The organism is Streptomyces violaceorubidus, from assembly GCF_000717995.1.
In the GTDB taxonomy this organism is placed as follows: Bacteria; Actinomycetota; Actinomycetes; order Streptomycetales; family Streptomycetaceae; genus Streptomyces; species Streptomyces violaceorubidus.
Genome location: NZ_JODM01000036.1, coordinates 43,053 through 64,176, shown reverse-complemented (window position 1 = coordinate 64,176; position 21,124 = coordinate 43,053). Strand labels below are relative to the sequence as shown.

The 21,124-nt window shown below is 73.4% G+C and carries 16 protein-coding genes and 1 pseudogene; 14 read left to right on the top strand and 3 right to left on the bottom strand.

Translation table 11 applies throughout. The features are described 5' to 3' along the window. The 4 genes and pseudogenes from IE94_RS36250 to IE94_RS0130390 all read left to right on the top strand — a co-directional run. Positions 1–1,185 (top strand): annotated as a pseudogene (locus IE94_RS36250) (alpha-amylase family glycosyl hydrolase); the annotation flags it as partial. Positions 1,186–1,213: 28 nt separating this feature from the next. After that, complete coding sequence (locus IE94_RS0130400) at positions 1,214–2,575, top strand: maltokinase N-terminal cap-like domain-containing protein (RefSeq protein ID WP_030190618.1); 1,362 nt, start codon at positions 1,214–1,216, stop codon at positions 2,573–2,575. 3 nt (positions 2,576–2,578) lie between these two features. Continuing rightward, positions 2,579–4,804 (top strand): 1,4-alpha-glucan branching enzyme, encoded by a 2,226-nt coding sequence (gene glgB, locus IE94_RS0130395; RefSeq protein ID WP_030190616.1) that lies wholly within the window; start codon positions 2,579–2,581, stop codon positions 4,802–4,804. Positions 4,805–4,875: 71 nt separating this feature from the next. Beyond that, on the top strand, positions 4,876–5,967 hold the full coding sequence (locus tag IE94_RS0130390) for a glutamate--cysteine ligase (protein ID WP_030190614.1): 1,092 nt from the start codon (positions 4,876–4,878) through the stop codon (positions 5,965–5,967). A gap of 4 nt (positions 5,968–5,971) precedes the next feature. Here IE94_RS0130390 and IE94_RS0130385 read toward each other — a convergent pair whose 3' ends face one another. Then, positions 5,972–6,208 (bottom strand): DUF6480 family protein, encoded by a 237-nt coding sequence (locus IE94_RS0130385; RefSeq protein ID WP_030190612.1) that lies wholly within the window; start codon positions 6,206–6,208, stop codon positions 5,972–5,974. Positions 6,209–6,362: 154 nt separating this feature from the next. Here IE94_RS0130385 and IE94_RS0130380 point away from each other — a divergent pair, with 154 nt between their 5' ends. Both IE94_RS0130380 and IE94_RS0130375 read left to right on the top strand, forming a co-directional pair. Continuing rightward, positions 6,363–8,315: an AMP-dependent synthetase/ligase gene (locus IE94_RS0130380; protein ID WP_051777748.1), complete on the top strand. Its 1,953-nt coding sequence runs from the start codon at positions 6,363–6,365 to the stop codon at positions 8,313–8,315. Between the two features lie 85 nt (positions 8,316–8,400). After that, the gene (locus IE94_RS0130375; RefSeq protein ID WP_030190608.1) at positions 8,401–8,835 is read left to right on the top strand and encodes an ATP-binding protein; all 435 of its coding nucleotides are present in this window, start codon (positions 8,401–8,403) and stop codon (positions 8,833–8,835) included. Between the two features lie 14 nt (positions 8,836–8,849). Here IE94_RS0130375 and IE94_RS0130370 read toward each other — a convergent pair whose 3' ends face one another. Further along, the gene (locus IE94_RS0130370; RefSeq protein ID WP_030190606.1) at positions 8,850–9,323 is read right to left on the bottom strand and encodes an ATP-binding protein; all 474 of its coding nucleotides are present in this window, start codon (positions 9,321–9,323) and stop codon (positions 8,850–8,852) included. 338 nt (positions 9,324–9,661) lie between these two features. Then, positions 9,662–10,123, bottom strand: a complete 462-nt coding sequence (locus tag IE94_RS41925) for a hypothetical protein (protein ID WP_167343986.1) — start codon at positions 10,121–10,123, stop codon at positions 9,662–9,664. Positions 10,124–10,130: 7 nt separating this feature from the next. Here IE94_RS41925 and IE94_RS36245 point away from each other — a divergent pair, with 7 nt between their 5' ends. The 8 genes from IE94_RS36245 (at position 10,131) to IE94_RS0130330 (ending at position 21,091) form a co-directional block, all read left to right on the top strand. Beyond that, entirely contained in the window at positions 10,131–13,412 is a 3,282-nt protein-coding gene (locus IE94_RS36245) for a HAMP domain-containing protein (protein WP_167343985.1), read from the top strand. Continuing rightward, positions 13,409–15,853 carry a SpoIIE family protein phosphatase gene (locus tag IE94_RS0130360; protein WP_030190605.1) on the top strand — a complete coding sequence of 815 codons (2,445 nt, stop codon included), beginning with the start codon at positions 13,409–13,411 and terminating at the stop codon, positions 15,851–15,853. Before IE94_RS36245 ends, IE94_RS0130360 begins: the two co-directional genes overlap by 4 nt. A 118-nt stretch (positions 15,854–15,971) precedes the next feature. Then, entirely contained in the window at positions 15,972–16,364 is a 393-nt protein-coding gene (locus IE94_RS0130355) for an STAS domain-containing protein (protein ID WP_030190604.1), read from the top strand. 159 nt (positions 16,365–16,523) lie between these two features. Then, complete coding sequence (locus IE94_RS0130350) at positions 16,524–17,423, top strand: STAS domain-containing protein (protein ID WP_030190603.1); 900 nt, start codon at positions 16,524–16,526, stop codon at positions 17,421–17,423. Further along, positions 17,420–17,851, top strand: coding sequence for an STAS domain-containing protein (locus tag IE94_RS0130345; RefSeq protein WP_051777746.1), 432 nt, complete (start codon positions 17,420–17,422; stop codon positions 17,849–17,851). Before IE94_RS0130350 ends, IE94_RS0130345 begins: the two co-directional genes overlap by 4 nt. Beyond that, positions 17,851–18,291, top strand: a complete 441-nt coding sequence (locus IE94_RS0130340) for an anti-sigma regulatory factor (RefSeq protein ID WP_030190600.1) — start codon at positions 17,851–17,853, stop codon at positions 18,289–18,291. Before IE94_RS0130345 ends, IE94_RS0130340 begins: the two co-directional genes overlap by 1 nt. Next, complete coding sequence (locus IE94_RS0130335) at positions 18,291–19,355, top strand: ATP-binding SpoIIE family protein phosphatase (RefSeq protein ID WP_030190598.1); 1,065 nt, start codon at positions 18,291–18,293, stop codon at positions 19,353–19,355. The genes IE94_RS0130340 and IE94_RS0130335 overlap by 1 nt, the downstream gene beginning before the upstream one ends. Then, complete coding sequence (locus IE94_RS0130330) at positions 19,352–21,091, top strand: PP2C family protein-serine/threonine phosphatase (RefSeq protein ID WP_030190596.1); 1,740 nt, start codon at positions 19,352–19,354, stop codon at positions 21,089–21,091. Before IE94_RS0130335 ends, IE94_RS0130330 begins: the two co-directional genes overlap by 4 nt. The last annotated feature ends 33 nt before the right edge of the window (positions 21,092–21,124 follow it).

The following is a 21,124-nucleotide window of genomic DNA, read 5'->3' as shown; positions in this document are numbered from 1 at the left end:
CGTGGACGCCGCCCACCAGCGCGGCATGCGCGTGATCATCGACTTCGTCATGAACCACACCAGCGACCAGCACCCGTGGTTCCAGGAGTCCCGCAAGAATCCCGACGGCCCCTACGGCGACTACTACGTCTGGGCCGACGACGACACCCGGTACGCCGACGCGCGCATCATCTTCGTCGACACCGAGGCCTCCAACTGGACCTACGACCCGGTGCGCGGCCAGTACTACTGGCACCGCTTCTTCTCCCACCAGCCGGACCTCAACTACGAGAACCCGGCCGTCCAGGAGGAGATGCTGGCCGCCCTGAAGTTCTGGCTGGACCTGGGGGTCGACGGCTACCGTCTGGACGCCGTGCCCTATCTGTACGCCGAAGAGGGCACCAACTGCGAGAACCTGCCCGCCAGTCACGCCTTCCTGAAGCGGGTCCGCCGGGAGATCGACGCGCAGTACCCGGACACCGTGCTGCTGGCGGAGGCCAACCAGTGGCCGGAGGACGTCGTCGACTACTTCGGCGACTACTCCACCGGCGGCGACGAGTGCCACATGGCGTTCCACTTCCCCGTCATGCCGCGCATCTTCATGGCGGTCAGAAGGGAGTCCCGCTACCCGGTCTCGGAAATCCTCGCCAAGACCCCCGCGATCCCCTCCGGCTGCCAGTGGGGCATCTTCCTGCGCAACCACGACGAGCTGACCCTGGAGATGGTCACCGACGAGGAACGCGACTACATGTACGCGGAGTACGCCCGACCTGCGACCCCGGCCGCCTCTACCTGCCCACGATCATGGACCCGGTCTACGGCTACCAGGTGACGAACGTCGAGGCGTCCATGGCCTCGCCGTCCTCGCTGCTGCACTGGACCCGCCGCATGATCGAGATCCGCAAGCAGAACCCCGCCTTCGGCCTGGGCACCTACACCGAGCTGCCCTCCTCCAACCCCGCCGTCCTCGCCTTCCTGCGGGAGTACGAGGACGACCTGGTGCTGTGCGTGAACAACTTCGCGCGGTTCGCCCAGCCCACCGAGCTGGACCTGCGCGAGTTCGCCGGACGCCATCCGGTCGAGCTGTTCGGCGGGGTCCGCTTCCCCGCCATCGGTGAACTGCCGTACCTGCTGACCCTCGGGGGCCACGGCTTCTACTGGTTCCGGCTCACCCGAGTCGCATCCCGCATCGGCCGCCGCGCTTGAGCGTGGGCCGAGGAAAGGACGCGTCACCATGCCGAAGACCGCACCCCTGCGCACGAGACGCGGGCAGCTCGCCGAGCCGATGGCGTCGCTCGGCGAGTTGCTGCGCCAGTGGCTGCCGCGCCAGCGCTGGTTCGCGGGCAAGGACCGGCCCGTGGCCGAGCTGGGTCTGCTGTCGATGACCGAGCTGTTCCCCGGCTGTCTGCACCTCCTGGTGCACGCCGGGCAGGGTTCCGTGCCCTCCCCGGGCGGTGCTCCCCCGGCCGGGGACTGCTACCAGCTGCTGCTCGGCGTGCGCGAGCAGCCCTCTCCGCGGCTGGGCCGGGCCATCATCGGACAGGTGCAGGACGGGCCGCTGGCGGGTCGCACGGTCTACGACGCGCTGCACGACCCCCGGACCGCGCAGCTGCTCCTCGAACGGCTCCGGCACCCGGGCAAGGCGGGCCCCCTGCGCTTCGAGGCCGACCCCGCGCGGCCGGTGCCCGGCGATCTCGCGCCGCGGCTGCTGGACGCCGAGCAGTCCAACTCCTCGCTCATCTACGGCGACGAGTTCATCCTGAAGCTGTTCCGCCGCATCCAGCCGGGAGTCAACCCCGACCTGGAGGTGCCCGACGCGCTGGCCCGCCAGGGCTGCGGGCGGGTCCCCGCGCCGGTGGCGTGGATGCGCACGACCCATCCGTACCAGGCGACGCTCGGCGTGCTCCAGCCCTTCCTGCACGGCGCCTCCGACGGCTGGACCCTCTCCCTGAACGCGCTCGCCGCCGGGGACGAGTTCACGGCGCAGGCCCACGAACTGGGGCAGGCGATGGGCGACGTGCACCTCGCCCTGGCCTCCGCCTTCCCGGTCGGCGCGCCCGGCGAGAACGGCCGCACGGCGGCGGCGATGACCGAGCGGCTGACCGCGGCGGCACACTGCGTACCGGCGTTGCAGCCGTTCGTCCCGGGCCTCAGGGCGGCGTTCGCGGCGCTGTCGACCTGCGACTCGGGGCCGCCCGCCCAGCGCATCCACGGCGACCTCCACCTGGGTCAGGTGCTGCGGGCCGGCCGGGACTGGTTCGTCATCGACTTCGAGGGCGAACCCTCCCGCCCGCTGGCCGAGCGGCGCAGCGCCCACTCCCCCGTCCGCGACATCGCGGGCATGCTGCGCTCCTTCGACTACGCCGCCCGCCAGCGCCGCCCGTGGCGCCCGGAGTGGGCGCGCCGCTGCCGTGAGGCGTTCTGCGCGGGCTACGCCGCCCGCGCCGGATGGGACCCCCGCAAGAAGCACGGCCTGCTGCGCGCCTACGAGACCGACCGTGCCGTGTACGAGGTGCTGTACGAGGCCCGGCACCGCCCCGACTGGCTTCCCGTACCCATGGCGGCGATCGAACGACTCGCCGTGAGAGGAGACTGACCCGTGGCCCTCCGCGACACCTCGATCCCCGAGCCGTCCGGCCCCGTGGCGCCCGCGCCCGGCGCGTGCGCGACCGCGCCGCCCCTGGACCCCCACGACCGGGGGCGCCTGCTGGCGGGCGCCCACCACGACCCGCACGCCCTGCTGGGCGCCCACCCGGTGCCCGGCGGTGTCGTCTTCCGGGCGCTGCGCCCCTTCGCCCGCGAGGTGGGTGTGGTCGTCGACGGCGAGTGCCACGCCCTCGCCTCGGAGGAGGACGGCCTGTTCTCCGGCGTCCTGCCGCTGACCGGGATCCCGGCGTACACCCTGGCGGTGGCGTACGAGGACGGGGAGGCCCGACAGACGCACGACCCGTACCGCTTTCTGCCCGCCCTCGGCGAGCTGGACCTGCACCTGATCGGTGAGGGCCGGCACGAACAGCTGTGGCGGGCGCTCGGCGCCGAGCCGATGACGCACGAGGGCGTCGCCGGCACCCGGTTCACGGTGTGGGCGCCGAACGCCCAGGGCGTGCGGGTCGCCACCGACTTCACGCACTGGGACGGCACGGCGTTCCCCATGCGTTCGCTGGGTTCGTCCGGGGTGTGGGAGCTGTTCCTGCCGGGCGTCGGCGAGGGCACCCGGTACAAGTTCGAGATCCACTCCCGCTACGGGCACCGGTTCCTCAAGGCCGACCCGATGGCCCGCGCGGCCGAGGAGCCGCCGAACACCGCGTCCGTGGTGACCGCCTCGCACTACGAGTGGGGCGACGCGCGATGGATGCGGACCCGGGCCGGCACTCCCGTGCACGAGGCGCCGTTCTCGGTGTACGAGGTGCACCTGCCGTCCTGGCGGCCCGGCCTGACCTACCGCGAGCTGGCCGAGGAACTGCCCGCGTACGTGAAGGACCTGGGCTTCACCCACGTCGAACTGATGCCGGTCGCCGAGCACCCCTACGGGCCGTCCTGGGGCTACCAGGTCACCGGCTTCTACGCGCCGACCGCGCGCCTCGGCTCGCCCGACGACTTCCGGTACCTGGTCGACGCGCTGCACCGGGCCGGGATCGGCGTGATCATGGACTGGGTGCCGGCGCACTTCCCGAAGGACGACTGGGCACTGGGCCGCTTCGACGGCGACCCGCTGTACGAGCCCGGGGACTCCCGGCGCGCGGAGCACCCGGACTGGGGCACGTACACCTTCGACTTCGCGCGGACCGAGGTGCGCAACTTCCTGGTGGCCAACGCCGTGTACTGGTGCGAGGAGTTCCACATCGACGGGCTGCGCGTGGACGCCGTCGCCTCGATGCTGTACCTGGACTACTCGCGCGACTCCGGCCAGTGGGAGCCCAACCAGTACGGCGGCCGGGAGGACCTGGCGGCCATGGCCTTCCTCCAGGAGATGAACGCCACCGTCTACCGGCGCTGCCCCGGCGTGGTCACCATCGCCGAGGAGTCGACCGCGTGGGGCGGGGTGACCCGGCCGACCGACACCGGCGGCCTCGGCTTCGGCCTGAAGTGGAACATGGGCTGGATGCACGACTCGCTGGAGTACGTCGCCCACGAGCCGGTGCACCGCAAGTACCACCACCACGAGATGACGTTCTCGATGGTGTACGCGTACAGCGAGAACTACGTGCTGCCGATCTCCCACGACGAGGTGGTGCACGGCAAGCAGGCGCTGGTGTCGAAGATGCCGGGCGACTGGTGGCAGCGGCGTGCGAACCTGCGCGCCTACCTGGGCTTCATGTGGGCGCACCCGGGCAAGCAGCTGCTCTTCATGGGGCAGGAGTTCGCGCAGGGCGCGGAGTGGTCGGAGAAGTCGGGGCCCGAGTGGTGGCTCCTGGACGAGGGCTACCACTCGGCGGGCGACCACCGCGGGGTGCGGGACCTGGTCCGGGAGCTCAACACCCGTTACGCGCGCACTCCGGCGCTGTGGCAGCGCGACACCGACCCGGCGGGCTTCCGGTGGGTCGCGGTCGACGCGGCCGAGGACAACGTCTTCGCCTTCCTGCGGTACGGCGCGGACGGCGCCCCGCTGCTGGCGGTGTCGAACTTCTCGCCGGTCGTACGGCACGAGTACGGGCTCGCCGTCGGTGACGAGGCCGCCGCCTGGCAGGAGGTGCTCAACACCGACGCCGAGGAGTACGGCGGCAGCGGCGTGGGCAACGCGGACCCGGTGAAGCCGGAGGACGGGAGCATCCGGATCACGCTGCCCCCGCTGGCGACGGTGTGGCTGATGCCGTACGCCCTGTGAGCCGACCAGGTGTCCGACCGGCTGTTCGGGGCAGTCGGTCGTGGCACCGGCCCACAGAAAGGCGGCACCACGTGCGCACCGTCGGAGTGGAGGAGGAACTCCTCCTGGTCGATCCCGCGACCGGTGAGCCGCGGGCGCTGTCCGCCGCCGTGCTCGCCCGGGCCTTCCAGGACGATTCCGGTCAGGACGTCTTCGAGAAGGAGCTGCACGAGCAGATGCTCGAGTTCGCCACGCATCCGCAGGCGGACATGGAGCGGCTGCACGCGGAGATCGTCCGCTGCCGCGGCGAGGCCGGGCGGCATGCCGGGGGGATCGGGTGTGCCGTGGCCGCGCTCGCCACCTCCCCGCTGCCGGTGACGCCCGCCATCGGCGTGAACCGGCGCTACGAGTGGATGGCCGAGCAGTACGGCGTGGTGGTCCACGAGCAACTGGTCCTCGGCTGCCACGTGCACGTCTCGGTCGACTCCGACGAGGAGGGCGTCGCGGTGATCGACCGGGTGCGGCCCTGGCTGCCGGTGCTGGCCGCGCTGAGCGCGAACTCGCCGTTCTGGCAGGGCCGGGACTCCTCCTACAGCAGCTACCGCAGCCGGGTCTGGCAGCGCTGGCCGTCCGCCGGTCCCACGGAGCTGTTCGGCTCGGCGGAGCGCTACCACCGCCGGGTCGCGGACATGGTCGCCACCGGGACGATCCTGGACGACGGGATGGTCTACTTCGACGTCCGGCTCTCCCCGCGGTACCCCACGGTCGAGTTCCGGGTCGCCGACGTCTGCCTGGACGCCTCGACGGCCGTCGTCCTGGCCGCGCTCGCCCGCGCGCTGGTCGACACGGCCGCCCGGGAGTGGCGCCGGGGCGCGGAACCGGCCGGCGACAGCGTGAGCATGCTCCGCCTCGCGGCCTGGCGGGCCGCCCGCTCGGGGCTGACCGAGGAGTTGCTGCTCCCCGAGACGATGCGACGGATGCCGGCCGAGAGGGTCGTACGGGCCCTGATCGAGCACACCGGGGAGGCCCTCGCGGCCGCGGGCGACCTGGAGCGGGTGCGCGAGGGTGTCGACGCGTTGCTGCGGCACGGCAACGGCGCCCGGGTGCAGCGCGAGCTGCTGGAGCGCACGGGCAGCCTGCGGGAGGTCGTCGCCGCGTGCGTGCGCCGTACCCAGGCGACCTGAGCGGTCAGTAGATCAGGGCCAGGGCGTAGCCCAGCAGACCCACCGCGAAGATCAGCACGACGGCGAGGATCAGGGCCATCGGCCCCTTGCTCCAGCCCTTGGCCGGATTGCTGAGCAGGTCCTGGGGGCCTGCCTCGGGCATGCTGCTCTCCGCCGGCGGGGTCTCCCCGGGCGGCACCCCGCCGCCGGGCTCCAGGCCGGTGCTGAGCCGGGGTTCGGGATCAGGATTCACGTAGGTCATGGTCCCCGGGTCCCCCGATTCCGGCCGGGTCACCGGGTGAGAACACTTCCGCGTTCCCGACCCCCTGCCGCCTGCGGCTGAGCTAGCCTCCGAGCACCGTCGGCCACGGTGTCCGTCGGCGGCGTCACCGTCCGTACACGACAGGAGCCGGCGCATGCGCGAGACCGCACTCGCTCCCCGGGCCGTCCCGCCGCTGACCGGCTCGCTGGCCGACAGCCTCTTCGAGACGGCCGCCCGCACACCCACGCTGCCGATGCTCGCCCGGCGCCGCGGCCCCGGCTCGGCGGTCTGGGACGAGGTGAGCGCCGTGGAGTTCCGCGACGAGGTGGTCGACCTGGCGAAGGGCCTGATCGCGAGCGGGATCTCGCCCGGCGACCGGGTGGCGATCCTGGCCCGCACCCGGTACGAGTGGACGGTCTTCAGTTACGCCCTGTGGACGGTGGGCGCCGAGGTCGTGCCGATCTTCCCGACCTCCTCGCGCGACCAGGTCGAGTGGATCCTGCGGGACGCGGGCTGCGTGGGCGTGCTGGTCGAGGACGAGCAGAGCGTGATGACCGTCGGCTCGGTGTGCGCGTCGCTGCCCGCGCTGCGCCACGTCTGGCAACTGGACGCGGGCGCGCTGGACGCGCTGGTGGCGCGCGGCGCCTTCCTGCCGTTCGCCACGGTCGACTCCATGCGCCGCATCGTGCTGCCCGACTCCACGGCGGTGGTGGCCTACACCTCGGGCACCTCTGGCCGCGCGCTGGGCTGTGCGCTGAGCCACCGCGGTCTGGCCGCCCCGTGCGACACGCTGCTGGCGGGGTGGGGCCACACGGTGGCGCCGCCGGGAGAGCAGGGCGCGGTCCTCGCCTACCTCCCCTTCTCGCACGTGTACGGGCTGATGATCCAGAACCTGTGCGTCCGCGGCGGGTTCCTGCTGGCGCACGAGCCCGTGACGACCGGGGAGGCGCTCTCCTCGGCCCTGCGTTCCTTCCGGCCGACGCACCTGTACGCGGTCCCGTCGGTCCTGGAGAAGATCTACAAGAACTTCCTGCGCAGCGCCCAGCAGGCGGGACACGGTGCCCTGTTCGAGCGGGCCGCGGACACGGCGCGCGACTTCGCCGCCGCACTGGAGCGCCGGCGCCTGGGCCGGGGCGCCGGGCCCGGCTTCGATCTGCGCCTCCAGCACGCCCTGTACGAGCGGACGGTGTACCGGCGGCTGCGCACGGCGCTGGGCGGCCGGGTGAGCCGGGCGACGTCCGGCGGTTCGCCGCTCAGCCGCGAGCTGTCCCTCTTCTACGAGGGCATCGGCGTCTACGTGCACGACGGTTACGGGCTGACGGAGACCAGCGGCGGAGTGACGATGCAGCCGCTGGGCCGGGAGAAGTCGGGCACCGTCGGGCAGCCGCTGCCGGGCACGGAGATCCGGGTGGCCGACGACGGGGAGATCCTGGTGCGCGGGCCGTCGCTGTTCCAGGGGTACGTCGGCGACGGGAGTGCCACCCGCGAGGTGCTGCGCGGCGGCTGGCTGGCCACGGGCGACCTCGGGCACCTGGACGACGAGAACTACCTGGCGATCACCGGCCGCAAGAAGGACGTCATCATCACCAGCGGCGGCAAGAGCGTGGCCCCGGCCGCCCTGGAGCAGCGGCTGCGGATGCACCCGCTGGTCCAACAGGCGGTGCTGGTCGGCGACAACCGGCCCTGCGTCGGGGCGCTGCTCACGCTCGACCCGGAGTTCCTGAGCCACTGGCGGGCCTCCCTGGCCCTGCCGGGCGACGCCCCGGCCCGGGAGGCACGCGAGGAGAACGCGCTGCGGGAGGAGATCGCGCGGGCGGTGGCCGCGGCCAACAGCGCGGTGTCGCGCTCGGAGTCCGTCCGGGTCTTCCGGGTCCTGCCCGCCCCCTTCGACGTGGCGGGCGGCCTGCTCACCCCGTCCATGAAGCTCCGCCGGGACGAGATCGTACGGACCTACGCGCTGGAGATCGACGCGATGTACGCGGCGCGGTCGCACCGCCCGTCGTCGCGGCCGCCGGAGGAGCCGGCCGGCTGGGAGGACGCGGACAGCGTGTTCCTGCGCCGATCCGGTGCCGGCCCCGCCGCCGGAGCGGCACACCGGCGCGACTAGGTCCGGCCGGCACGGGAACTTACCAACGGAAGGAATCCGAAGGAGAAGGCACGACGCCCGGCCGGTGCCGGGCCGGGAAGGCGCAATGGCAGCCGAGTCGCGTTGGGACAGGACACTGGCTTCCGAGGAGATCACGAATCGCACCGCCAGCTTCGCCGGGGAGCTGCACAATGTGACCGGTGCGCGGCTGGTCGCGGAGGAGTTCCTCTACGACCTCGCCCGTGCGGCGCCGCCCGCGGCGCCCGAGCACTGGGACGACATCCTCCTCGTCGTCACCGAGCTGGCGGCCAACGCCGTGCAGTACGCTCCGGGGCCCTTCCAGCTGCGGCTGCGCCGTACCTTCGACGGGGTGCACGTGGTGATGCACGACACCAGCACGACGGAGCCGGCCCCGCGCCCCTTCCATCCGAGCAAGGGCGGCGGCGGCATCGGCTGGCACCTGATCCACACCCTGTCCGAGCAGGTCAGCGTCGTCACCGGGGAACGGGGCAAGGACATCCACGTCTTCCTGCCCTGGTGAGCGGCGCGGACCGGTCAGGGGGCGCCCGGCGCGACGCGCAGGGGCACCAGCGCGCTGATCGTCTTGCCGCCCTGCGGGCGCGGGTCGACGGCGATGTCCCGGGCGAGGCGGGCGACGAGCGGCCAGCCGTAACCGCCGCCACCGGTTCGGGCGGTGGGAAACGCGTACGCGGCCCGGGGCACCACCGCGCTGTTGTCGTGGACGGCGATCCGTATCCCCTCCGGGGTGGGCCGGGCCTCGAAGCCGGCCAGCCCGTCACCGTGCCGGATCGCGTTGGTCACCAGCTCCGAGACCACGAGCAGCAGGTCGACGACGTCCTCCTCGCGCACCTCGCGTCCGGGGCCGCCCCAGGCCGTCCGCGCCACCGACTCCGCGTACGCCCGGGCTCCCGCGGCGCCGCCCCGGGCGCCCGGCGCGGGTACGGGGGCGGGACGGGTCGATGCCGTGGTGACCCCGGCGGTCGTGCTGGTCCGGTCGGCTGGTTCCATGTCAGTGCTGTCCCCGGTTTCCGCGTGCCGTCGTCCGCTTCGGTCCGCCTCGCGGGGCGGTCCCGGGGCGCGTGCCGGCCGGGCGGACGCGACGGTCCGCACCGGCTCCACAGCAGCGGTTACCCGTCCGGGGCCGCCGCATTCGGCGCGGCGGGACCGCTCGGGCGTGACCCGATGCGGGGGTACGCGTCCGGCCGGGTGACACATCGCTTTGTCGGCGCCGGGCACCTGGGTTAGCCTCGGGCGTATTTTTCTCCCGGGGACGAATCCGTGAACTGCGTGAACGCGGACACGGGAGGCCGGACCGCCCGGGCGGTCCGGCAGGGGGTGTCGGGTCCTCACCGCGAGGACCCCCGGGGAGCGGAACGAGGGTGCGCATGACCAGCGACAGCACGGGATCCGTCGACACGGCTCCGGGCGATCAGGAGCTGCGCCGTCTCCTGGCGGGCCTGACGGCCGTGCGGGACGGCGACTTCGGGACCCGTCTGCCGGACGACGCGGACGGCCTGATGGGCGACATCGCCAAGGTCTTCAACGGCATGGTGGACCAGTTGTCCGTGTTCACCTCCGAGGTCACGCGGGTCTCCCGCGAGGTGGGCACCGAGGGTGCCCTGGGCGGGCAGGCCGGCGAGATCCTGGAGCTGAAGAACACCATCAACACCATGGTCGACCAGCTCTCCGCCTTCGCCGACGAGGTCACCCGCGTCGCCCGCGAGGTCGGCACCGACGGGCGGCTCGGCGGCCAGGCCGACGTGCAGGGCGTCAGGGGCCGGCGAGATCCTGGAGCTGAAGAACACCATCAACACCATGGTCGACCAGCTCTCCGCCTTCGCCGACGAGGTCACCCGCGTCGCCCGCGAGGTCGGCACGGCGGGGAACCTGGGCGGTCAGGCCCGGGTGCGCGGGGTGTCGGGCACCTGGAAGGACCTCACCGACAACGTCAACGTGATGGCGTCGAACCTGACCGGGCAGGTGCGCTCCATCGCCCAGGTGGCCACCGCGGTGGCCCGGGGCGACCTGTCGCAGCGGATCACCGTCGACGCGGAGGGCGAGGTCGCGGCGCTGGCCGACGTGATCAACACGATGGTCGACACCCTGTCGGCGTTCGCCGACGAGGTCACCCGCGTGGCCCGCGAGGTCGGCACCGACGGGCGCCTGGGCGGCCAGGCGCACGTGCCGAACGTCGCCGGCACCTGGAAGGACCTCACCGACAACGTCAACTCGATGGCCAACAACCTCACCAACCAGGTGCGCAACATCGCCCTGGTGACGACCGCGGTGGCCCGGGGCGACCTGTCGAAGAAGATCGACGTCGACGCGCGCGGCGAGATCCTCGAACTCAAGACGACGATCAACACGATGGTCGACCAGCTCTCCGCCTTCGCCGACGAGGTCACCCGGGTGGCCCGCGAGGTCGGCACCGAGGGCCGGCTCGGCGGCCAGGCCGAGGTGGAGGGCGTCTCCGGCACCTGGAAGCGCCTCACCGAGAACGTCAACGAGCTGGCGGGCAACCTCACCCGCCAGGTCCGCGCGATCGCCGAGGTCACCTCCGCCGTGGCCGAGGGCGACCTGACGCGCTCGGTCAACGTGGAGGCCTCCGGCGAGGTCGCCGAGCTCAAGGACAACATCAACGCCATGGTGGAGTCCCTGCGCCAGACCACGCGGGCCAACCAGGAGCAGGACTGGCTCAAGACCAACCTGGCCCGCATCTCCGGCCTGATGCAGGGCCACCGGGACCTGCCCGTCGTCGCCGAGCTGATCATGGACGAGCTGGTGCCGCTGGTGTCGGCCCAGTACGGCGCCTTCTACCTCGCCGAGGACGGCGACGAGGGTCCCGAGCTGCGGCTCGTCGGCTCCTACGGCTACCCGCAGGACACCGACAGGCCCACCCGTATCGCCTTCGGCCGCACGCTGGTCGGCCAGGCCGCGCGCAGCCGGCGCACCATCATGGTGAACGAGCTGCCGCCGGGCTACCTGACCGTCTCCTCCGGCCTCGGCGAGGTGGTCCCGGCCGCCCTGGTGCTGCTGCCCATCGTGGTCGAGGGGCAGGTCCTCGGGGTCATCGAGCTGGCCTCGGTCGCTCCGTTCACCCAGATCAACCAGGACTTCCTGGAAATGCTGATGGAGACCATCGGCGTGAACGTCAACACGATCGTGGCCAACGCCAGGACCGACGAGCTGCTCGCCGAGTCCCAGCGCCTGACCGCCGAGCTCCAGGCCCGCTCCGCGGAACTGCAGACGCAGCAGGAGGAACTGCAGCACTCCAACGCCGAGCTGGAGGACAAGGCGTCCCTGCTCGCGGCGCAGAACCGGGACATCGAGGCGAAGAACCTCCAGATCGAACAGGCCCGGCAGGAGCTGGAGGCCCGCGCCCAGCAGCTGTCGCTGGCCTCGAAGTACAAGTCGGAGTTCCTGGCCAACATGAGCCACGAGCTGCGCACCCCGCTCAACAGCCTGCTCATCCTGGCCCAGTTGCTGGCGCAGAACCCCTCGCGCAACCTCACCCCGAAGCAGGTCGAGTACGCGGGCATCATCCACTCGGCGGGCTCGGACCTGTTGCAGCTGATCAACGACATCCTGGACCTGTCGAAGGTCGAGGCGGGGAAGATGGACGTGTCCCCCGAGCGCGTGACGCTGCGCCAGCTCATCGAGTACGTCGAGGCCACCTTCCGCCCCATGACCAGCCAGAAGGGCCTGGAGTTCAGGGTCACCACGGCCGCCGGGGCGCCGGCCGACCTGCTGACCGACGACTCCCGGCTGCGGCAGGTGCTGCGCAACCTGCTGTCCAACGCGGTGAAGTTCACCGAGCGGGGCGGCGTCGAGCTGGCCGTCGAACCGGCACCGGACGACGAGGTGCCGAGGGGTGTGGTCCGGGGCGGGGCGGTGGTCGCCTTCCGGGTGAAGGACACGGGCATCGGCATCCCCGAACAGAACCTGGAGTCGATCTTCGGCGCCTTCCAGCAGGCGGACGGCACCACGAGCCGCAAGTACGGCGGCACCGGGCTCGGCCTGTCCATCACCCGGGAGATCGCGCAGCTCCTCGGCGGTGCGGTCACCGTGGACAGCACGCCGGACCGGGGCAGCACCTTCACCCTGTACCTGCCGGTGGCCCGGCCCGACTTCGAGGACCTGCTGGCCCGCGGTCCGCAGCACATCGGGGCCGACGTGTCGGCCGACGTCCTCGACCGTCCGGTGCCGCTGCCCGAGCTGACCGGCGGCCACCGCCGGCGACCACGGCGCCTGCTGGTCGTGGAGGAGCGTCCGCGCGGTCTGCTGACCCTCGTCGCGGAGAGCGTGGTCGCCGATCTGACGCACGGGCGGGACGACGCGGGAGACAGGCCCGTGCTCGACGTCATCACGGCCGTGGGGGCCGAGGAGGCCGCCGGGGCGCTGGCGGCCGAGCCGTGCCACTGCGTCGTGCTGGAGCTGGGCATGCCGGACGACGAGGCGTCCCGCTTCCTGCACGCGCTGCGGGGCGACTCGGCGCTGGCGAGCGTGCCGGTGCTGGTGCACAGCGGTCACCGCGCGGACGCCGCCGTGGAGGAGGACCTGCGCTCGCGCGCGGCCGGCACCACCCTGGAGTTCCTGGCCGGCCTCGACGAGCTGCGCGAGCGCATCGCCCTGCACCTGGCCGCGGAGGAACCCGGGGACGTGCTGTCCCTGGTGCGGCCGGAGGAGCCGCCGCGCCCGGAGCCGCGGGCCGCTCAGGATCCGCCCGCCGGCCGCACCGTCCTCGTGGTGGACGACGACGCGCGCAACCTGTTCGCGCTCAGCGGGATCCTGGAGCTGCACGGTCTGCGGGTGCTGCACGCGGAGAACGGCCGCCGGGGCATCGAGACCCTCGTGGACCACCCGGAGGTGGCGCTGGTCCTCATGGACGTGATGATGCCGGAGATGGACGGCTACACGGCGACGGCCGAGATCCGCCGGATGCCTCAGTACGCCGAGCTGCCGATCATCGCGGTCACGGCGAAGGCGATGCCCGGCGACCGGGAGAAGAGCCTCGCCTCGGGCGCCAGCGACTACGTCACCAAACCCGTCGACACCCAGGACCTCATCGCCTGCGTCCGACGGTGGCTGCCGGTATGAGCACGCCCGAGCAGTCCGGCGAGCCGGGCGGCGTCGACCGGCGGGAGGCGTCCGCGGTCGGCATGACGCCGCTGTCGCCCGTGGGGCGGCTCGCGGCCACGGTGGACCGGCTCAGCCGCGAGGTACGGGCCGCCCAGGCGGAGGCCGAGGGCCGGGCGCTGATCGAGCTGGCCAAGGGCATCCTGGTGGCGCGGCTCGGCTGCGGTCCCGCCGAGGCCGCCCGGCAGCTCGCCGAACTGGCCGAGCAGTCCCAGGTGACGCCGCTGGAGTTCGCGGTCGACGTCATCAACCAGGCCGCGCGGGACCGGATGTCGGAGGTGACGGACGCTTTCCTGGCGGCCACCGCCGCGGTGCGCACCGCCGCCCCCGACGAGGACCCGGACGGCGAAGGCGCCCGGGAGGTCGCGGCCGGGTCCCCCGCCGTACGCCTGCGGGCGGCCGAGAGCGGCGCGCTGGCCGCGGACGACACCCAGGCCGTCGCCGACGCCCTGCTGGAGCAGGCGCTGCGCCCGCTCGGCGCGGTGGCGGTGGCCGTCTGGGCGGCCGGGTACGACGGGTCGCTCACCCTGGTGGGCAGCGCCGGGTTCCCCCCGGCCGAGGCGGACCGCTGGCGGTACGTGCCGCCGGACGTGGCGACGGTGGCACGGCGGGGGCTGACCGAGCGGGCCGGGCAGTGGATCACGTCCCTGGCGGAAACGGGGCTTCCCAGCGTGGGCCGCCACCAGTACCCGGACGGCGGCAGGGTCGCGCTGCCCGCCGGCACCGGGGGACGCGTCCACGGCGTGCTGGAGATCGCCTGGCCGGTGCCGCTGGCCCCGCAGCCGCCCCAGGTGGTCCGTCAGGTGGAGGCCCTGGCGGAGCTGTGCGCGCACACCCTGGAGTCGTACACGCCACCGCGCGACACCGGACAGGAGCCGCGGGTCGTCCCGGACGCGGTGGAGCTGATGGAGCTGGCCGACGGGCTGCACGACCCCGCCCTGGTGCTGGTGCCGCACCTGGACGCGGCGGGGCATCTGGCGGACTTCCGCATCCAGCACGTGAACAAGCGCTTCATGGACCCGGCCGGGCGGCCGCGTGCCGTCGTGGGCGGCGCGCTGCTGCTGGAGGCCTACCCGATGGCCGCCGGGGACAGCGAGCTGTTCCGGAACGTGGAGCGCGTGTACGCCACGGGCGAGCCGTTTCGGGCCCGGCACATGAACCTGACCGCCCTGGTGGACCAGGTGCCGCTGTCGGCGGTGGCGGACATCAGCATCAGCCGGCACGGCAACGCCGTGCTGCTGATCTGGCGCATCGAGGACGAGGCGGCCCGGCTGGCCAGCCTCCTCCAGCACGCGCAGCGGCTCGGCCGCATCGGCGGTTTCGAGGAGAACCTGCTGACCGGCGAGATCACCTGGAACGAACAACTGTTCGACCTGTACGGGCGCCCGCACACGAGCCCCCCGGTGCCGCTGGAGGAACTGGCCGCCCACGCCCACCCGGACGACGCCGTCGCCATCGGGCGGTTCCTGCGCACGCTGCTGCACCACCGGCGGCCGGCGTCGGCGGCCTTCCGGCTGCGTCGGCCCGACGGGGTGACCCGGCACGTGCGGGTGGTGGCCGAGCCGGTCCTGGACACCGACGACCGGCTGCTCCTCGTACGCGGCGCCTGCCAGGACATCTCGGCCCAGCACTGGACGGAGGTGGCGCTCGCCGCGACCCGCGACCAGCTGGCGCACACCGAGCAGCAGGCCGCCGAGCGCGCCCGGCTGACCCTTCAGTTGCAGCACGCCATCATGCCCCCCGCCCAGACCCCGCTGCGGGTGCCGGACCTCCAGGTGGCCGTCCGGTACCGGCCCGCGGAGACGGAGCAGTTGGTGGGCGGCGACTGGTACGACGCGGTGATGCTGCCCGGCGGGCGGGTGCTGCTGTGCGTCGGGGACGTCGCGGGGCACGGGATAGAGGCGGCGACCAGCATGGTGGTGCTGCGCAACGCGCTGCGCGGTCTCGCGGTGACCGGGGCCGGTCCGGGACAGCTGCTGTCCTGGCTCAACATCGTGGCGCACCACCTGACGGGCGGGGTCACCGCCACGGCGGTGTGCGGCCTGTACGACCCGGCCCGGCGCACGCTGCGCTGGGCCAGAGCGGGCCATCTGCCGCCGGTCCTGGTGCGGGGCCCGGAGGCGGAGCCGCTGCCCCTGGTGCGGGGCATGCTGCTGGGGGCGGTGGCGGAGACCGGGTACGAGGAGGCCGAGGCCCAGCTGGCCGCCGGGGACACCCTGCTGATGTACACCGACGGTCTGATCGAACGCCGTGACCGCCCGGTGGAGGAGGCGCTGGCCCAGCTGCTGAGCACCGTGCGCCCGACGCCGAACACCCTGGACCAGCACCTGGACCGGCTGCTCACCTACAGCAGGTCGGACACCGACGACGACACGTGTCTGGTGGGCATCCGGGTGGGGTGACACCTCCCGGCCGGGTCCTGGACGGGACGGCAGGTGTGGGGACGGGTTTCGGGGGTATCCGCCCGGCGCGGTGGACCAGACGACGGTCCGCCGCGCCGCCGCGTTGCTGGAGGTACACGTGCCCATAGCCCAGAACCCGCTGTCCGTCGAGGTGACGCTGCCGCGGGAGGAGGTCGCGCTGATCAAGGTGGAGGGTTACCTGGACGTCGACACCGCGACCGAGTTCCAGCACCATCTGGCCAACCAGCTCCATCACGGCCGACGGCACTTCCTGTTGGACCTGTCGGCGGTCCCGTTCATGGACTCGTCCGGTATGAACATCATCCTGCGGGTCTACCAGGAGGTGCGCGAGCTGCCGGGCAGCGTGCACATCATCTCGCCGACCCCGGCCGTGCTGCGCGTGCTGGATCTGACCGGGGTGAGCATCACGGTGCCGGTCTCGGGGAGCATCGAGGAGGCCCTCTCGCGCGTCGACGCCGAGCCGGAGGGTCCACGGGTGCCCGAGGCCTGAGCCGCCGCGTGCCCGAGCCTCGTCCGGACCGGTCGTGCGGAAGCAGGTGCCGAGCCAGGTCGGCGGGTGGTTAGAGTTGTCGACCGGCTGGGTCACGTCGCCGCCGCATCGGCCCCAGTGGGCAGATGTGCGGCGCTACGCGGATGAGGAGTGGGACAGGTGCCGGAGCACGCGGAGGGAACGGCGGCGGAGCCGACGCGCGAGGTAAGGGATCTGCTGCGGCGCCGCCGTGAGCAGATCGCCCAGCGGTGGGCGGACGAACCCCTGTTCCGGGCCGTGTTCACCGTCTCGCGCGACGAGGCGGTGGAGGCGGGCAAGACCGTCGTGGACGCGCTGGCGCAGGTCGCGGACGCGGCGCGGGTCGAGGACCCGGACGCGGCGGGATTCTCGACGGTGCGCGAGCAGCTGGCGCGGATGGGGGTCGCCCGCTCGCGCTCCGGGCTGAGCACCGCGCAGGTGTCCAGCGAGCTCGCCGCGCTGCGTCCGCCGGTCGAGAACCTGCTCGTGGCCGACCTGCCCGAGGACGCCCCGGCCGAGCACGTCCGCGACTGTGTCACCACGCTGAGCGTGCTGATGGGCACCCTGCGGGTCGTGGTGATGCAGACCGCGCTCAGCGAGGGGCAGGCGCTCATCGACCGCCAGCGGCTCCAGCTGCTCGAGGTGGCCACCCCGGTGATCAAGCTGTGGGACGGCATCGTGGCCGTGCCGCTGATCGGCACGCTGGACAGCGCGCGCAGCCAGGTGGTGATGGAGACCCTGCTGGAGTCCATCGTGGAGCAGCAGGCGCGCTACGCGATCCTGGACATCACCGGCGTGCCGACCGTCGACTCGCTGGTGGCCCAGCACCTGATGAAGACGGTCGCGGCGGCCCGGCTCATGGGTGCCGAGTGCATCGTCTCCGGCATCCGGCCCGCGATCGCGCAGACCATGGTCCACCTGGGTCTCGACCTGGGCACGGTGGTCACCCGGGCGAGCCTGGCCGACGCGCTGGGGTACGTGCTGCACCAGCTCGGGGTCGGCATCGTGACGCCCGGCACGAACGGTGCGGGCGCGCGGTGAGCCAGGTACTGCCCGGGCCCCACGGGGCCCCGGTGACGGGGCATGTGCCCGTCCTGCGGCTCGGCGAGATCCTGCTGGTCACCCTCCAGGGGGACCTGCACGACAGCACGGCGCAGCAGCTCCAGGAGGATCTGGCCGAGACCATCGTGCGCAGCGGGGCCACCGGGGTGGTCATCGACGTCTCCGGTGTGGAGATCGTCGACTCCTTCCTCGGCCGGATCCTGGCCGAGATCGCCGGGCAGACCGGTCTGCTGGCCGCGCGGACGGTGCTGGTCGGCATGCGGCCGGCCGTCGCCATCACCCTGGTGGAGCTGGGGCTGACGCTGCCGGGTGTGCACACCGCGCTCAGCACCGAGGTGGCCATGGAGCTGCTCAGACAGCAGGCTCCGTCGTCCCGCTTCGGCGGCCTGCGCCAGGAGAGTCAGTGATGCACACTGCAGCGGGCTCCCAGGCCCGCCTGCCGATCCGTTCGGACATGGATCTGGTGTGGGTGCGACAGCATGTGCGGCAGGCCGCCGCCCAGCTCGGCTTCGGCCTGGTGGACCAGACCAAGCTGGTCACCGCGGCCAGCGAACTGGCCCGCAACACGCTCGTGTACGGCGGGGGCGGCACCATGGAGACGGAGTCGCTCGTGGAGGGGACCACGCACGGGCTGCGGCTGACCTTCATCGACGAGGGGCCCGGCATCCCGGACGTGGAGCAGGCGCTCAGTGACGGCTTCACCTCCGGCGACGGGCTCGGGATGGGGCTGGGCGGCGCGCGGCGCCTGGTGCACGAGTTCGGGATCGAGACGGCCCCGGGCTCCGGGACGACCGTGCGGGTGACGTCATGGGTGGGCCGGCCGCCGCGCCCGCGTGAGGAGTCCTGATGCCCCGCGTGTGGGATGTCCCGGTGCACGACTCGACCCGGGTGCGCGACGCCCGGGTGGCCGCGGAGCACGCGGCGGCCCTGGCCGGTCTGGACGAGCAGCGGACCTCGACGGCGGCGTTGGTGGCGACCGAGCTGGCCACCAACCTGCTCAAGCACGCCGGGGGCGGCCGGGTCGTCGTCGACGTGGTCGCCCCGCCCTTCCTCGCGGCCGGTGCGCAGGACGCGCCGCGTGTGCAGGTCGTCACGGTCGACCACGGCCCGGGGATCGCCGACGTGTCCGCCGCGCTGCGCGACGGCTTCACCACCACGAGCTCCCTCGGCGCGGGTCTGGGCACCTGTGCGCGCCTCGCCGACGACTTCGACCTGCACAGCGTCCCCGGCCGGGGCACGGTGGTGGTCGCCCGGATCGGTCCCGTCCGCGGGGCCCGCGCCGCCGACCCCTCTGCGGCGGGCCGGTTGCGGGCCGGCGCGGTGAACGTCCCGTTCGGCGGTGCGGAGTACTCGGGTGACGCCTGGGCGTGGGTCCGGGACGGCGACCTGGTCACGCTGATGCTGGCCGACGGTCTCGGCCACGGCCCGGAGGCGGCCCGGGCCTCGACCGCCGCCGTGGAGGCACTGCGCACCGCGGCCCACCTGCCGCCGGCCGAGGCGGTGCGGCGGCTCGACCGGGCGCTGTCCGGCACCCGCGGCGCCGCCGTCGCGGTGGCCCAGGTCGACACGCGGGCCGCGGTGCTCCGCTTCACCGGCGTCGGCAACATCGGGGCCCGGCTGTGCGAGGGCGGGACCTGGCGGCACCTGGTGTCGCGGCCCGGCATCGTCGGCGCCCACCGGCCCACCACGCTGCGCGAGGAGCAGGCGCCCTGGGCGGACGACCGGGTGCTGGTCCTGCACAGCGACGGCCTGCCGAGCCGGTGGTCCCCCACGTCCGACACGTGCCGCACGGCGGCCGACCCGGCGGTGACCGCCGCCGTGACGATCCGTGACGCCAGCAGCCCGGCCCGGCCCGTACGGGACGACACCGCCGTCGCCGTGCTGGCCCCGACCCCGCCGGACGGCCCATGACCCGCTCCTGGCAGATCACCGACGTCACCGACGCGGCGCGGGCGCGCATCGCCACCGCGCGCCTGGCCGCGGCCTTCGGTGTGCCCCCCGTGGAGCGTGCGCGGCTGACGGCGTCGCTCGGCGCACAGCTGCGGCAGTGCCTGACCAAGGGCGGCACCTGGCGGCTCACCCTGGAGACGGGCACGGCTCCCCGCACCGCGCCGGGGACCGGGGAGAGCGTGCTGCACGCCGTGGTGACGCCCTCGCCCCGGGCAGCCACCGCCGGACAGCCGCCGTGGCGGGTCACCGTGCCGTGCCCCGAGGCGGCGGCGGACGTGGACGTGGGCGCCGACGCCGTGGCCGAGGACCCGGAGCTGCTGGCCCAGGCCCTGCTGGGCGCCGACGAGGACACGGCGCTGGTGCTGGAGCGCCTCTCCGAGCAGGAGGGCCTGGTCGAGTTCCACCGGGAGGAGCTCCAGCAGACCAACCAGGGCGTGGTGGCGCTGCACGCCGAACTGGACGCCGCCGGACGGGCCCAGCGCGAGGCGTTCGCCGCCGAACGCAAGGCGCGCACGGAGGCGGAGAACGCCCGGCGCAGGCTGACGTTCCTGGCGGACGCGAGTGCGGTGCTGACGGCGTCGCTCGACCATCACGAGATCGTGCGCCGGTTGCCGGAGCTGCTGGTGCCCGAGTACGCGGCGAGTGTCGACATCTGGCTGTTCGACCAGGACGGCGACCGGCCGGGACCCGCCCACGCGGCCGCCGCGGTGGTCGCCGCCCGCACCGGCCGCCCGCAGTACGCCGCGGGGCACCCGGGCCGCCTGCCCGGCGTCGACGACCAGCCGCCCTCGGCACTGGCCCCGGACCGGCCGCTGCTGTGCATCCCGTTGCCCACGCGGCAGGCTCCGCTGGGCGTGGTGACCCTCTCCCCGCCCGGGGAGCGCTGGGACCCGGACGACGCCGTGATGCTGGTCGAGCTGACCCGGCGGGCCAGCATCGCGATCGACCACGCCCAGCGCTATCAGCACAACCGCGACATCGCCGAGACCCTCCAGCGGGCCCTGCTGACGGAGCTGCCGTCCCCGCCCGGGCTCTCCCTGGCCGCGCGCTATCTGCCGGCGACCCACGGACTGAACATCGGCGGCGACTGGTACGACGCGTTCCGGCAGCCCGACGGCGGTGTCATCGCCGTGGTCGGGGACGTCACCGGGCACGGGCTGCGCGCGGCGGTGATGATGAGTCAGCTGCGCACCGCTCTGCGCGCGTACGCGGTCGACGGCGGCAGCCCCGGGCAGTTGCTGACCCGGCTGCACATCTTCCTGCACCATCTCCAGCCCGATCTGTTCGCCACCGCGGTCATCGCGCGTTTCCACCCCGACGACCCGACGGTGACCTGGGCCGCCGCCGGTCATCCGCCGCCGGTGCTGCGTACCCCCGACGGGCGGGTGCGCACCCTGGACGACAAACCTGGGGCGATGCTCGGCATCCCGCTGCGGCAGGAGATCGCGGACCACACGGTGGCCGTGGCGCCCGGTTCGACGCTCGCGCTGTACACGGACGGTCTGGTGGAGCGCCGCGCCCTCGGCATAGACCCGGGCATCGCGCGGCTGACGGCCGCCCTCGGGTCGTTCGGCCCGGCGGAGCTGGAGGCGGACCTGGAGGGCTCGGCCGACGGCATCCTGCGGCCGATGCTCAGCGACTCCGAACGCGACGACGACGTGTGCCTGCTGCTGTGCCACCTGCGCGGCACGGCCTGATCCACCGCGGGGCAGGGACCGGTCCGGCGGGAG